The 13,176-nt window shown below is 63.6% G+C and carries 11 protein-coding genes; 6 read left to right on the top strand and 5 right to left on the bottom strand.

Annotation, left to right across the window (positions count from 1 at the left end):
* Positions 1-141: 141 nt before the first annotated feature.
* Positions 142-1,203 (bottom strand): phosphate ABC transporter substrate-binding protein PstS, encoded by a 1,062-nt coding sequence (gene pstS, locus ACTHLA_RS03020; RefSeq protein ID WP_440185315.1) that lies wholly within the window; start codon positions 1,201-1,203, stop codon positions 142-144.
* A gap of 207 nt (positions 1,204-1,410) precedes the next feature.
* Positions 1,411-2,442: a porin gene (locus tag ACTHLA_RS03015; protein WP_440185313.1), complete on the bottom strand. Its 1,032-nt coding sequence runs from the start codon at positions 2,440-2,442 to the stop codon at positions 1,411-1,413.
* A 194-nt stretch (positions 2,443-2,636) separates the two neighbouring features.
* On the opposite strand from ACTHLA_RS03015, the gene mtnP reads away from it, so the two are divergent.
* Genes mtnP through msrA form a run of 3 tightly spaced genes read left to right on the top strand, consistent with a single transcriptional unit; the run spans position 2,637 to position 4,644 of the window.
* A complete protein-coding gene (gene mtnP / locus ACTHLA_RS03010) occupies positions 2,637-3,482 on the top strand; it encodes an S-methyl-5'-thioadenosine phosphorylase (protein ID WP_440185311.1) in 846 nt (281 codons plus the stop codon).
* 53 nt (positions 3,483-3,535) lie between these two features.
* Positions 3,536-4,027, top strand: coding sequence for a peptide-methionine (R)-S-oxide reductase MsrB (msrB, locus tag ACTHLA_RS03005; RefSeq protein ID WP_440185308.1), 492 nt, complete (start codon positions 3,536-3,538; stop codon positions 4,025-4,027).
* An 8-nt stretch (positions 4,028-4,035) separates the two neighbouring features.
* Entirely contained in the window at positions 4,036-4,644 is a 609-nt protein-coding gene (msrA, locus tag ACTHLA_RS03000; RefSeq protein WP_440185306.1) for a peptide-methionine (S)-S-oxide reductase MsrA, read from the top strand.
* Here the strand turns inward: msrA and ACTHLA_RS02995 are convergent, their stop codons facing one another.
* The 3 genes from ACTHLA_RS02995 to ACTHLA_RS02985 all read right to left on the bottom strand — a co-directional run bounded on the left by ACTHLA_RS02995 (position 4,645) and on the right by ACTHLA_RS02985 (position 8,794).
* Positions 4,645-6,291: an EAL domain-containing protein gene (locus tag ACTHLA_RS02995; protein WP_440185304.1), complete on the bottom strand. Its 1,647-nt coding sequence runs from the start codon at positions 6,289-6,291 to the stop codon at positions 4,645-4,647.
* Between the two features lie 97 nt (positions 6,292-6,388).
* Positions 6,389-8,077, bottom strand: a complete 1,689-nt coding sequence (locus ACTHLA_RS02990) for an ATP-binding protein (RefSeq protein WP_440185301.1) — start codon at positions 8,075-8,077, stop codon at positions 6,389-6,391.
* 72 nt (positions 8,078-8,149) lie between these two features.
* Positions 8,150-8,794 (bottom strand): TetR/AcrR family transcriptional regulator, encoded by a 645-nt coding sequence (locus ACTHLA_RS02985; protein ID WP_440185298.1) that lies wholly within the window; start codon positions 8,792-8,794, stop codon positions 8,150-8,152.
* 114 nt (positions 8,795-8,908) lie between these two features.
* On the opposite strand from ACTHLA_RS02985, the gene ACTHLA_RS02980 reads away from it, so the two are divergent.
* The 3 genes from ACTHLA_RS02980 (at position 8,909) to ACTHLA_RS02970 (ending at position 13,118) form a co-directional block, all read left to right on the top strand.
* On the top strand, positions 8,909-10,375 hold the full coding sequence (locus ACTHLA_RS02980) for an efflux transporter outer membrane subunit (protein WP_440185295.1): 1,467 nt from the start codon (positions 8,909-8,911) through the stop codon (positions 10,373-10,375).
* Between the two features lie 23 nt (positions 10,376-10,398).
* The gene (locus ACTHLA_RS02975) at positions 10,399-11,496 is read left to right on the top strand and encodes an HlyD family secretion protein (RefSeq protein ID WP_440185292.1); all 1,098 of its coding nucleotides are present in this window, start codon (positions 10,399-10,401) and stop codon (positions 11,494-11,496) included.
* Between the two features lie 68 nt (positions 11,497-11,564).
* On the top strand, positions 11,565-13,118 hold the full coding sequence (locus ACTHLA_RS02970; protein WP_440185289.1) for a DHA2 family efflux MFS transporter permease subunit: 1,554 nt from the start codon (positions 11,565-11,567) through the stop codon (positions 13,116-13,118).
* Positions 13,119-13,176: the final 58 nt, after the last annotated feature.

The raw sequence follows: 13,176 nt of genomic DNA, 5'->3' as shown, positions 1-13,176 counted from the left end.
GCCTGCCTATACCGGTCAGAACGGTCATAAACAAGGGCGGGCGGAGGAGAGTCTTTATAAAACGAGGCAGGGGCGAGGCCGAAATCTCGGCCCCGCCCCATGTCTTGACATGGCTCGGATCGAAGCGATCCGGAGCGGGTCTTACTTGTTCGGCGAGACGTAAACCGGCTTGCCATCCACCTTGATCTGGTCAGCCCATTGCTTGCGGATCAGGGTTTTCACCGAGGCGGGCAGCGGCACGTAAAGCAGGTCGTTGGCGTTGAAGTCGCCGTTCTTGAAGCCGTAGTCGAAGAACTTCAGCACGCCCGCCACCTTGGCAGCGTCAGCGGCGGTCGGGTTCGTGTGCACCAGGGCGAAGGTCGCGCCCGAGATCGGCCAGGCGTTGGCGCCGGGCTGATTGACGATCATCAGATAGTTGCCCGGAGCGTGCGCCCAGTCGGCGCCAGCGGTCGCGGCCTTGAAGGCGGCGGCGGTCGGCAGCGGCCAGGTGGCGTCGTGCGAAGCAACCAGGGCGTAGGTGATGCCCGTCTTCATGACATAGGCGTATTCGACATAGCCGATCGAACCGGCAGTGCCATGAACCAGGGCGGCGACGCCGTCATTGCCCTTGCCGCCGACGCCGACCGGCCATTCGACCGCGTCATTGGCGCCAACGCCCGACTTCCAGTCCGCCGACGCCATCGACAGATAGGTCGTGAAGATGAAGGTCGTGCCCGAACCGTCCGAACGGTGGACGACGGTGATCGGCAGGTTCGGCAGGTTGAGACCCTTGTTCCACTGGGCGATCGCCGGATCGTTCCACTTGGTGATCTTGCCTTGATAGATGTCGGCCAGAACCTTGCCCGGCAGCTTCAGCTTGCCCGTCGGGATGCCCGGAATGTTGATCGCCGGCACAACGCCGCTGACGGCGGTCGGGAACTGGTACAGGTGCTGCTGAGCCAGGACATCCTCGGTCAGCGGCTTGTCGGTGCCGCCGAAATCGACCGTACCGGCTTCGATCTGCTTGATGCCGCCGCCGGAACCGATCGCCTGATAGTTCAGGGACGCGCCCGTGGCGCGCTTGTAGCCTTCGGCCCACTTGGCGTAAAGCGGCGCGGCGAAGGTCGAACCGGCGCCCGAAACGGTGTCGGCAGCGGAAGCGGTCGAAGCGACCGGAGCAATCAGCAGCGCGACAGCAGCCGCGGCAGTCAGAAACTTCATCATTCCCCATCTCCTCAGGAATTTAGCGGACCCTTATGTCCTGCGCAGCGGGTTACGCGTCTTTTGTAACAGCTATATGACAAGGGGATAAAGTTTATGACACCCGAAGGAAAAGCTTTGATTCGCAAGGATTTCAGCAACAGATGAAAGCAAAAAAAACCGCCGCGCATGTTATGCGCGGCGGCTCGATTTTCGTCAATCTTGTCGCGCTTAGTAGAGAAGCTGCGACCAGATGCCGATTTCGTCGCTCACGGTCTTGACGCCCGTGGACTTCAGATCGTCGTGTTTGTACACCAGGGCGAAGTTGACGTTCTTGAAGGCGGCGTATTGAACGCCGACATTGTAATACTTGTCTTCCTTCGAGCTGTTCGTGTCCTTAGTCGGCTTCACGTCGTCGTAACGGCCGATCAGGGTATAGACCGGGTTCAGGCGGTAGGCGCCGAAAACCGAAACGCCGTCCGCCTTGTCTTCCGCGGCGCCCTTGACGATGGCGGCCGCATAGTCGTTGGCCGAGAAGTATTCGACGCCGATCTTGGCGCGCTCGCCGGTCCAGGCGGCCAGGGCGTTAAAGCGGTTGGCCGTGTTCGGCGTGGCGACGCCGTAGGTCGCGCCCAGCTTGCCGGTGTAGCCGCCGATGGCGAAGTCGAACTGGTCGATCTTGGCGCTCAGGCGGCCTTCGACGTCAAGACCCTTGGCGCGCGCGGTGTTCTTGTAGCCGTTGCCGTTGACCGCCGAGACGGCGTAGGAGAAGATCGGGCCCAGCTTACCGGAAGCGTGCACGCCCCAGTCAGCCGAGGTGCCGACGTGCGCCTTGTCCGACAGGGTGTTTTCGATGTAGCGGTAGCCATAGACGCCTTCCGCATACGGGATCCAGGGCATATCGGTCGAACCGACGCGCAGGTCGAAAGCCGGCGAGAACTTGCCTTCGAGATAGGCCTTCTTGATATAGACCGAGTCAAGAGCGCCGCTGTTGGTGTTGACCGTCGTGAAGTCGGTCGTGACATTGACGGCCCAGGTTTCGTTGAACTTATGGTCGATGCCGACATAGAAGCGCTTCACATCCGTGCCGAAACCGCTCGATGATTGCTTCACGTCGTTGGTCTTGACCGACAGGTCGGTCACGTCGGCGTAGATGCGGCCCGACACCGTCGTGTTGTCAGCCCAGCTCTGGGCGTTGGCGCCAGCGGCGGCGGCCAGCATGACGGCGCCGAAAGCTGCGCCGAGGATGAGGGATTTTTTCATGGACAGACCCTTTGAACGTCGGAATAATTCCGGGAAGAAATTCCGGTCCCCGAACAGCGAAGACCACAGGGCGGCGCTATAGGTCCGGGCCATGACGCTTGCGTGTAGTTTTGACGACAGTTCGATGACAGGACAGGCTATGTGGCGCCGACATACGGCGCCTGCGTGAAAAAAGTCACAGTGAGGGTGTGCGCATGTTAGCGATTATCGGCGGCACAGGTCTTTATCAGCTCGACGGCGTCACGCCTTTGCGTGAACATGCGGTCGCCACCCCCTTCGGCGCGCCGTCCTCGCCGATCGTCGAGGCCGAGGCCTTCGGGCGGCGGATCCTGTTTCTGGCCCGGCATGGCCGTCAGCACCAGTTCCTGCCGCACGAGGTCAATTACCGCGCCAATATCTACGCGCTCAAAGCGTTGGGCGCGCGCCAGATCTTAGGCGTCTCGGCGGTCGGCTCGTTACGCGAAGCCATCGCGCCCGGCCACTTCGCCGCGCCTAAGCAGTATATCGACAACGTCAAGGGGCCGCGCGACAAGACCTTTCTCGGTCACGGCCTCGCCGCCCATATCTCGACCGCGCAGCCGGTCTGCCCGGACATGGCGGCGTGGATCGCGAAGGCCGTGCGCGAAGCCGGACACAGCGTCCATACCGAAACCACCTATGTCTGCGTCGATGGTCCGCGCCTGGGCACGCGCGCCGAAAGCCGCATGATGCAGGGCTTCGGCGGCGATCTGGTCGGCATGACCCACGTTCCGGAGGTCTTTCTGGCCCGCGAGGCGCAGATGGCCTACGCCTCCTTGTGCATTGTCACCGATTACGACTGCTGGCGCGACGATCCGAACGAGCATGTCAGCGTGCAGGCGATCCTGCAACGCTTCAGCGACAGTCTGGGCGTGGCCCGGCGCATCCTGTCCGCCCTGCTCGAACAGGGACCGCCGCCGGTCGATGAGCGCTATCGCCGCGCCTTGCAGGACGCGCTGATGGTCCGGCCCGACTCGCTCGATCCCGAACGGCGCGCCCTGCTCGATTTACTGCTGTTGTAACCCGAACGCCATGACGCGCGTATCAGTGTGATGGGGCCAAAAAGGAGCCAAGCATGTTACGCCGCGATCTGTTATCTCTCATCAGTATGGGCGCCCTGGGGAGCACTGTGGGCGCTGTACTTGCCGGTTGCGGTCAGGGCGCGCAGGCCGAGACCATCGCGCCGCTCTCTTTGAGCGACGCCGAATGGAAGAAGCGCCTGTCCCCGCTGGCCTACGCCGTGCTGCGCCACGAAGCGACCGAGCGCCCCTTCACCAGCCCGCTGCTCAATGAACACCGCAAGGGCGTGTTCGCCTGCCTCGGCTGCGACCTGCCCCTGTTCAACTCCGATACGAAATACGATTCCGGCACCGGCTGGCCCAGCTTCTTCCGCGCCATCCCGAACCATCTGAAGACCAAGGCCGACTTCGCCATCGGCGTGGAGCGCACCGAATATCATTGCGCGCGCTGCGGCGGCCATCAGGGCCATGTCTTCAATGACGGCCCGCCCCCGACCGGCAAGCGCTACTGCAACAATGGCGCAGCTCTGCAATTCCATCCTGCGTGAGGCGCATCATGTTCAAAAAGACGATCTTCACCCTGACCGCCATGGCTCTGAGCGCCACGGCCTTCGCGGCCAGCGCCGCCGATCAGGTCGCGGTCTTCGCCGGCGGCTGCTTCTGGAGCATGCAAAAGGCGTTCGACCATGTGCCGGGCGTCGTCAAGACGCGCGCGGGCTTTATGGGCGGTCACGTCAAGAACCCGACCTATGAGGAGGTGGTGACCGAAACCACCGGCCACGTCGAATCGGTCGAGGTCACCTACGACCCCGCCAAGGTCAGCTACGACCAGTTGCTGCAGACCTTCTGGCATCACACCGACCCGACCAACCCCAATGGCGTGATCTGCGATTATGGCTCCAGCTACCGCACCGCCATCTTCACCTATAATGACGATCAATACGTCAGGGCCGTGGCCTCAAACCAGGCGGTCGGCCAGCAATTGCACAAGCCGATCGCCACCCTGATCGTCAAATCGACCGCGACCGGCCTGCCCTTCTATCCGGCTTCCGACTATCACCAGCATTTCTGGAAGACCCACGCCGCGCATTACGACGCCTATTATCTCGGCTGCGGGCGTGGCCCGGCCCTGCATAAGCTTTGGGGCGATCTGGCTGATTCGTGATCAGCCCCAGCTTTCGCGGAAGCCGCGGCGGCGACCGTTGACGGCCTGTCGCGGCATGTCGATCTGCGCCTTGGGCTTGCCGAACAGGAAGCCCTGTCCGTAATCTATGCCCAGTTCCTCGCACAGCTTCAGCGTGGTCTCGTCCTCGATCATTTCGGCGACGGTCTCAGCGTTCAACTCGCGCGCCAGTACGGCGATGGAGCGGATCAGGGCGCGTTGGCGCTGGTTGTCGCGGGCCTCCTTGATGAACGGCCCGTCGATCTTGACGTAATCGACGTCGAAGCGGCGCAGATAGGCATAGGTCGCGGCCCCGGCGCCGAAATCGTCGAGGCAGACCTGATAACCGGTGCGGCGCAGCCAGCGCAGGAAGTTGGCCGCCGCCTCCATGTCCTCGATCGCCTTGGATTCGGTCAGTTCAAACAACAGACGCGACGACAGGTGCGGGAAGGGCAGCAGCAGGGTACGCAGGGATTCGCGGAAGGCGTCGTTTTGCGCCGACTGACCCGACAGATTGATGGCGATGCTGACGTCGCTGCGCAGGTTCAACATGTCCACCGCCTTGCGCGCCACGGCCAGATCGAACTCCTGTACGAGGCCCAGTTGTTCGCTCATGCGGATGGTGTCGAAGGGCGCGCGTCCATCCGAGAAGCGCAGCAGGGCCTCGTAATGGTGCGTGCTGCGGTCGTCGAGGCGCACGACCGGCTGGTAGAACAAAGTATAGTCGCCGCCGTCGATCAGAGTGCGTAAGGAATCGAAATGATTGACCGTCTCCGCCATGGCCGCCTGCAGGCCGCTTTCAAGATCCTTGACGGGGGCGCGATCAGAGACCGAAAACCGGCTCAGCACATAGGTCAGGGCGCGGGCGATGCTGTCCGGGTCGAGATTGCCGACCGACAGGGCCAGATTCAGCACCGTGGTGTTCAGCACATCGTCGGGCAGGCCGACCGCGCGCGCCGCCGCCGTAATATCCTGTGACAGGCCCTGCGATGACGACTCGCCGGCGCTGGAGGGCAGATAGCTGAAATCCTCCTCCGACAGACGCGCCGCGGCGACGCCGTTCAGCGCGTTGGCGCGCAACACGGCGCCGATCTCTCCGACCAGCATCTGCGCCTTCTGATCGGGCAGGTCGCGCACCGCGCGCGACAGGCCGCGCACGCGCACCAGCTTCATATCGTCCGGCGCGCCCGGACCGCCACGACTAAGCGTCTTTTGCGTGAACGCCTTATAGGCCTCTGGCTCCAGCAGGCCGGAAGCCTCGTCGCGTCCTTCGATCTCGACGCGCGCGGCCTCGGTCAAAACGGTCAGGCTCAGAAAGCTGTGGCCGTGATGACCAGGCAGGTGGCAGGCGCCGAGATTGACGCGCAACGGCGGATGATCGCCCTGATCAAGATCGAGCGCGCACGGCTCGATGCGTCCGGCGATCTGGACGCGCTGCAACAGACGGCGCGCGAATGGACGTTCGCTCTTTGTAAAAATGTCGGCGACGTCGCCCCCGATCACCTCGGCGGCGAACTGGTTCAACAGCGCCTGGGTGGCGCCGACCGTCCTGACGATGCGAAAATCCTCATCGACCTCGATCAAAAGATCGGCGGCGGCCAGCGAAAAGGCGATATAGCGATCGCGCTGGCTTTTCAGATCTTCGGTCAAGTTCAGGCGCTCCCCGGCGACCTTATGGGTCGCGCTTAAATGACCATGTTACAGGAAAGGTCTTAAAATTTGGCGAAAACCTAATGCAAGCCGTCGCCTAGCCCAGACTCAGCTTCATATCCTGCAACAGGGCGCGCAGATAGTCGCGGTTGAGGCGATGCTCATCCACCGGTTGCGGCGCAGCCTGGTTTGACGGTCGCGGCGCATAGGCCGGTCCGCGCCCTGACGTCTCAGGTTTTGCAGCGACCGGCGCGCGCATCGGGTCCGGCGCCAGATGACGCGGACGCGGCGCAAGCATCTTGACCCAGCGCACAGGGATTTCGAACCAGACCTGCATGCCCTCGCCCGGATGGGCGTAAACGCCGATATGGCCGTCCATCATTTCGATCAGGGTGCGGGCGATGGACAGGCCCAGATCGCCCTTGGCGCCGGACAGGAGCTTCTGCGCCGCGGCGTCGTCCATGCCGGGACCGGAATCGCGCACCGACACGTGCAGCCGCGTCTCCAGCGCGCCTGTTTCGGTCTCCGCCTGAACCTGGCTGGCGGTGACGCTGATCACCCCGCCGCGCGTCGCCTTGCAGGCATGGCTGAGCAGGTGGTGCATGACCTGCTCCAGCCGGGCGACGTCGCAGCGCGCCTGTTGATGCGTCCAGTCGATGAAGTGCAGGTTGAGGCGCGTATCCTGAACGCGGGCGCGTTCGACGAACGGCGCGACGGCGGCGCGCAAAACATCACCCAGGGCGACCGGCGGCGTGGTCTCCGCTTCCGGCGCCAGCCGATCCAGCGCCTCGGCGTCGGCGCGTAAAGCCTGGCTGAAAGCGGCGACGTCCGCGCCCGTTCCGGCCTGACGCGCCACATCGAGAATATCGCGCAGCGGATGGCGCAATTCCTGCGTCAGCCGCATCAGGGCCTCGTCGCGCGGCGCCTCGGCGGGCCGCATCGCGCGTTCGCTGACGTCGCAGACCACGGCGCACAGCCGCGCAGGCTGACCGTCGGCGCCGCGCTCAATCCCGCCCTGGATGTGCAGACGGCGCTGCGCCTTGTCGCTATGGCGCGCAATGGTGGCGGTAAAGTCGAAATCCTCGCCCGCCGACGCCGCGCGCTGCAGATGCGACAAAACCGTCTCCGCCGCCTCACCATAGATGTCGAGATGACCGCTCAGGGTCGGGGTGAAGGTCTTGGGATTGAGGCCGTAAATCGTATAGAGGCCATCGGACCAGTACAGGGCGCGCGTCGTCAGATCGAGCGTCCAGTAGCCGAAAGCCGCCGCGCGCGCCGCGCGGTCCAGCCGTTCGGTCTGGGCCTTCAGCGCCTCGCGCAGCATGGCGTTCAATCCTGCCTGCCGCCCGGCGTCCTTCGCCAGTGTCATCACGCCCGCCGCCAGTTCGGCCAGCCCCGCCAGCAGGGCCGCGCGGCGGGCGTCGAAATCAGCGCGCGGCACCGGGTCGATCAGCGACAAAAGGCCGATAACGCGCCCTTCGACCGACAAAGGCATATCGGCGTAGAAGCGCAGATTCGGCGCCGTCAACACCGCCGCATCGAGAAAATAACGCGCGTCGCGGCTGGCGTCGGCGAGGATCAGACCTTCACCCGCCGTCGCGTCGCGTCCGAACAGCGCGCTGCGTTCCGGCAGGTCGCGCGCAACGCCGCGCCCGACCGGAGCGCCGCCATGCAGAGACAGGCGCGCGCCCTGAACCTCGAACATCGTCATGGCCAGTTCGCAAAGCGAACCTGCCAGAGCCGCGTCGGGCTGAAAGGCGGACTTATCGTCGGGAGACTGGATCATGGGGTAAAGTCTCGCGTACCAGCTTGATTCGCAAGACGTTAACCTAAAAAGTTCACCAAATCTTAAACAAGATTAACCGGCGCGGCCTTCGGTTCCGTAATAGGTCAGGAAGACGTCGATGGCGCGGTCGATATGGGTGTGCAGCGCCTGCGGCGATGGCGGCGGGCACAGGTTCAGCAGCCGCTTGAAGTGGATGTCGCCGAACAGCAGGCTTTTGAGAATCCCCGCCGCGACCTCGACATCGTCGATCCTGACCTGCCCCTTGTCGTGCGCGGTCAACAGCAGTTGCTTCATGGTCTGCTTGCCGCTTGATTCGATGGCGTTGTGAAACAGTTTCGGCAGTTCAGGATTGCGCGGGCTTTCCTCGATGATCAGTTGCAGGGTGCGGTTGCCCCAGTCCGACAGGATCAGACTCATCATTTCGCGCGCCACCTGGGTCAGGGACGAGCGCAGATCGTTGGTTCCGATATGCGCCTGAAAGATCGCCGCCATATCCTGACAGCCTTCGCGGATGATCGCCGCGAACAGGTCTTCCTTGCTGTTGAAATAGGCGTAAAGCGTCGCCTTGGAGCCGCCCAGACGCTGCGAAATCAGCGACATGCTGGCGCCCGCATAGCCGACCTCGAAAAAAACGCTTCGGGCGACCTGAATGATGCGCTCACGCCGTTGATCTTTGAAATTCGGCGTTTCGCGTACCTGTTCGTTCAACATTTCCATACGAATTTGTACCATACTGTACAGTTAGTGCTTGACTTGCACTGCACAATAGCGCATTGAAACGAAACTGTACAGTACGGTTCACCTTTTTGTGTTTCAGGACCAACAGCCTCCATGTCCTCTCTTATGCAGAAATTTCACGGCAAGTCCTCTATTTTCAGGAACTTGGCGGCGGTCAGCGCGCTGGCCCTGCTGAGCGCCTGCGCCACTGTGCCGCAGTCTTCGACCCTGACGCCGCTCAAGGCCGAGGATCTGGCCGCCAGCGAAACCCTGGCCGCGCAGCCGAACGGCGCCTGGCCGGTTCAGACCTGGTGGCAAGGCTTCGGCGACCCGCAGCTTGACGCCCTGATCACCGAAGCCTTCCAGAACGCGCCCGACCTTCAGGTCGCGCAGGCGCGCATCGAAAAGGCCGTGGCGCAGAGCGCGCAGATCAAGGCCGGCACGCAGGCCGACGCCAGCCTGAACGTCAGCAGCCTGGAGACCAAGCAATCGCTGAACATGGGCTTCCCCGCCGCGTTTCAGGCTTACCTGCCGAGAAACTACTGGAATCTGACCAAGGCCACGCTCGACGCCAATTACAATCTCGACCCATGGGGCAAGAGCCGCGCGGCGATCACCGGCGCCAAACACGCCGCCGAGGCCGCCAAGGTTGACGCCGACGCCGCCCGCCTGACCCTGGCCGCCACCGTCACTCAGGCCTATGTCGAGCTGAGCCGCCTTTACGATGCGCGCGATCAGTTGAACGCCATGCTGGCCGCCTCGAACGACCGCGTGGCGCTCAATCAGGCCCTGCTCGATCATCATCTGGCGACCAAGGACGCCGTGCTGGCCGAGCAGGATCAGCAGGCGCAGCTTCAAGGTCAGATCGCCTCGGTTGACGGTGCGCTTCGCGGCCAGCAGAACCTGATCGCCGCCCTGATCGGCGCCGGTCCCGACCGCGGCGCGCAGATTACGCGCCCGCACCTGAAACCGGCGGATGTCAGCGCCCTGCCGCAGAACGCCACGCTCGACCTGCTGGGCCGCCGCCCGGACGTCGCCGCCGCGAAACTGCGCGTCGAAGCGCAGGCCGCCGGAATCAAATACGCCAAGGCGGACTTCTATCCCAATGTCAGCCTGACGGCGTCATGGGGCTATGAAGCCCTGTCCAAAGGCGGGCTGGAAAACTTCTTCAATTCCAACTCCAATATCGGCAGCATCGGTCCGGCGATCAGCCTGCCCCTGTTCCATCAGAGCCGTCTGAACGCTGAATACCGCTCCTACGAAGCCGATTACGACGCTGCGGTCGCCAGTTACGACCAGACCCTGACCAAGGCGTTCCAGCAGGTCGCCGACGCGGTTTCCGCCACGCGCGCGACCACCGACCAGCTCGCCACGGCGCAGACCCGGCTCGACGCCGCGCAACAGACGCTCGACCTGACTCAGGCGCGCTTCCAGCGCGGTCTGGCCACGAAGCTTGAGATCGACGCCGCACAGATCCGCGTCGCCTCGGCGCAAAGCGCGCTGAACGATCTCACGGCGCAGGCCTACGACAACCGCATCAAATTCATCGCCGCTCTGGGCGGCGGCTATCAGTCCGAATAAGATTTTTCTGAAAAGTCAAACCCATGTCCGATCAAGAAACCTCCCCCAATCCGGCTCCGGCTCCTAAAGCCTCCTCCAATCGCGGCCGCCTGTTCCTGATGTTCGGCGGCGCCGTCGTCGCCATCGCCCTGGTCTGGGGCGGCTATGAACTGCTGTTCGGCGGCAAGACCGTCTCCACCGACAACGCCTATGTCGATGCGTCGTCCGCCACCATCACCGCCCAGATCGCCGCGCCGGTCGCGCAGGTCGATATCTACGACACCAAGCCGGTGAAGAAGGGCGATGTGCTGCTGACCCTCGACGACACCGACGCCAAGCTGGCCCTGGCCGCCGCGCAGGCCCAGCTCGATCAGGTCAACCGTCAGGTCTCGACCATCTACGAAAACGACGCCACCTACGCCGCGCAGGTGCAGGCCTCGCAGGCCCAGGTCGCCTCGGCCCAGGCCGCCCTCGACAAGGCGCAGAAGGCCTATGACGACCGCAAGACGCTGGTGTCGATCGGCGCTGTCACCGGCGAAGATCTGACCTCGGCCAAGGCCGCGCTCGATCAGGCGAAAGCCGCGCTCAACAATGCTCAGGCGCAGGCCGCCGCCGCACAGGGCCAGCGCGCCTCCAACAATGCGCTGATCTCCAATGTCGACGTCGGCGACAACCCGCAGGTGGTCGCCGCCCGCGTCAAGGTGCAGCAGGCGCAGGTCGATCTTGACCGCACCGTCATCCGCGCCCCCATCGACGGCGTGGTCGCCAAGAACACGGTCGAGGTCGGCCAGCGCGTCCAGCCCGGCACGCCCCTGATGGATGTCGTGCCGATCCAGAGCGCCTATGTGAACGCCAACTTCAAGGAAGTGCAGCTCAAGAAGGTGCGCATCGGCCAACCCGTGACCCTGACCGCCGACGTCTATGGCGGCTCGGTCAAGTTCCACGGCAAGGTGGTCGGCATGTCCGGCGGCACCGGATCGGCCTTTTCGGTCATTCCTGCGCAGAACGCCACCGGCAACTGGATCAAGGTCGTGCAGCGCCTGCCCGTGCGCATCGCGCTCGACCCCAAGGAACTGCAACAGCACCCGTTGCGCGTCGGCATGAGCATGGACGCCAAGATCGACGTGTCGGGCGCGCAATAAGCCTTTAAAGGCCGACCGCTTCGGCGGCGGCCTTTTTTCGAGTGTCACTTTTATCGGGGAGCCAGACCATGTCCGGTTCTGATACGACGGCTGACGCCACCAGCGTCGAGCCCAACCCTAAACACGTCCAGCTTCAGGGCATGACCCTGTGGATGTGCGGCGTTCTCTTGGCCCTGGCCAACTTCGTCGCCATTCTCGACGTCTCCATCGCCAACGTCTCGGTGCCGAACATCGCCGGCGCGCTCGGCGTCTCGACCTCGCAGGGCACATGGGTGATCACCTCCTATGCGGTGGCCGAGGCGATCTCGGTGCCGCTGACCGGCTGGCTGGCGGCGCGCTTCGGCACGGTGCGCGTCTTTTCGATGGCGCTGATTGGCTTTGGCCTGGCCTCGTTATTGTGCGGCCTGTCGCCGACCTTCCACATCCTGATCCTGGCCCGCATCATTCAGGGCTTCTGCGGCGGTCCGCTGATGCCGCTGTCGCAGACGCTTCTACTGACCATCTTCCCCAAGAAGCTGCAACCGGCGGCGATGGCGATCTGGGCCATCACCACCCTGGTCGGCCCGATTGCGGGGCCGGTGCTGGGCGGGACGCTGTGCGACAATCTCGGCTGGGGTTCGATCTTCCTTGTCAACGTGCCGATCGCCATTCTGGCGGGCTTCCTCGTCTGGCGCGTCCTGGCCAGCCAGGAAACCCAGACGGTCAAGGCGCGCGTCGATGTCGTCGGCCTGTTGCTGCTGATCCTGTGGGTCGGCGCGCTACAGATCATGCTCGACCTCGGCAAGGATCGCGACTGGTTCGCCTCACCGCTGATCGTCGGCCTGGCGGTGACCGCCGCGCTCGGCTTTGTCGCCTTTATGATCTGGGAGCTGACCGACGCGCATCCGATCGTCGATCTGCACGTCTTCCGCCATCCCGGATTTTCGCTGGCCATGATCTGTCTGGCCCTGATGATCGGCTCCTTCTTCGCGATTAACGTCATTGCGCCCCTGTGGATGCAGACCAATCTCGGCTGGACGGCGACCTCGGCGGGCAACGCCACAGGTCTGATCGGCATTCTGGCCATCGTCGCCGCGCCGATCGCCTCGCAACTGACCACCAAGGTCGATCCGCGTCGGCTGATCTTCTTCGGCGTGATGTGGCTGGCCTTCATCACCTTCATGCGCTCGATCGCCAACACCAATATGTCGCATACCGAAATCTCGATCTGGATCTTCCTGGCGGGCGCGGGCATGCCCTTCTTCTTCATGCCGCTGATTCAGGTGTCGATGGGCGCCGTGAACCCGGAAGAAACCGCCTCGGCCTCCGGTTTGCAGAACTTCATCCGCACCATGGCGGGCGCGGTGGCGACCTCCTTCGTGACGACCGCCTGGGAGAACGGGGCCAGCAAAAGCCATGCGGAACTGGCGCCCTTCGTCAACTTTCACAACCTGCCCGCTTCGGTGACCAGCGGCCCTGACGGCGGCCTCGACACGGCCAACCAGCTTTTGAGCAGCCAGGCCCTGATGATCTCGACCAATGAAGTCTTCATGGGCGCGGCCGCCGTCTTCGTCGCCTGCGCCTTCCTGGCCTGGATCCTGCCCAAACCGCAAGGTCCGGTGGATATGTCGCAGGTGCATTGATTGAGGCGTTCAATCGCCACTAAGGCTTTCCTCGCATAAGCTCGGGCGGGCGGTCGCC

It is taken from the genome of Asticcacaulis sp. (assembly GCF_051956075.1).
Taxonomy (GTDB): Bacteria; Pseudomonadota; Alphaproteobacteria; order Caulobacterales; family Caulobacteraceae; genus Asticcacaulis.
The sequence above is the reverse complement of the archived record's forward strand: the minus strand, read 5'-3'. Positions and strand labels throughout refer to the sequence as shown.

What these genes read in the sequence shown, in the direction of transcription:
- pstS (WP_440185315.1), bottom strand. Translation starts at nt 1,203, where the DNA reads ATGATGAAGTTTCTGACTGCCGCGGCTGCTGTCGCGCTGCTGATTGCT.
- ACTHLA_RS03015 (WP_440185313.1), bottom strand. Translation starts at nt 2,442, where the DNA reads ATGAAAAAATCCCTCATCCTCGGCGCAGCTTTCGGCGCCGTCATGCTG.
- mtnP (WP_440185311.1), top strand. Translation starts at nt 2,637, where the DNA reads ATGTTAGCGATTATCGGCGGCACAGGTCTTTATCAGCTCGACGGCGTC.
- msrB (WP_440185308.1), top strand. Translation starts at nt 3,536, where the DNA reads ATGTTACGCCGCGATCTGTTATCTCTCATCAGTATGGGCGCCCTGGGG.
- msrA (WP_440185306.1), top strand. Translation starts at nt 4,036, where the DNA reads ATGTTCAAAAAGACGATCTTCACCCTGACCGCCATGGCTCTGAGCGCC.
- ACTHLA_RS02990 (WP_440185301.1), bottom strand. Translation starts at nt 8,077, where the DNA reads ATGATCCAGTCTCCCGACGATAAGTCCGCCTTTCAGCCCGACGCGGCT.
- ACTHLA_RS02985 (WP_440185298.1), bottom strand. Translation starts at nt 8,794, where the DNA reads ATGGAAATGTTGAACGAACAGGTACGCGAAACGCCGAATTTCAAAGAT.
- ACTHLA_RS02980 (WP_440185295.1), top strand. Translation starts at nt 8,909, where the DNA reads ATGTCCTCTCTTATGCAGAAATTTCACGGCAAGTCCTCTATTTTCAGG.
- ACTHLA_RS02975 (WP_440185292.1), top strand. Translation starts at nt 10,399, where the DNA reads ATGTCCGATCAAGAAACCTCCCCCAATCCGGCTCCGGCTCCTAAAGCC.
- ACTHLA_RS02970 (WP_440185289.1), top strand. Translation starts at nt 11,565, where the DNA reads ATGTCCGGTTCTGATACGACGGCTGACGCCACCAGCGTCGAGCCCAAC.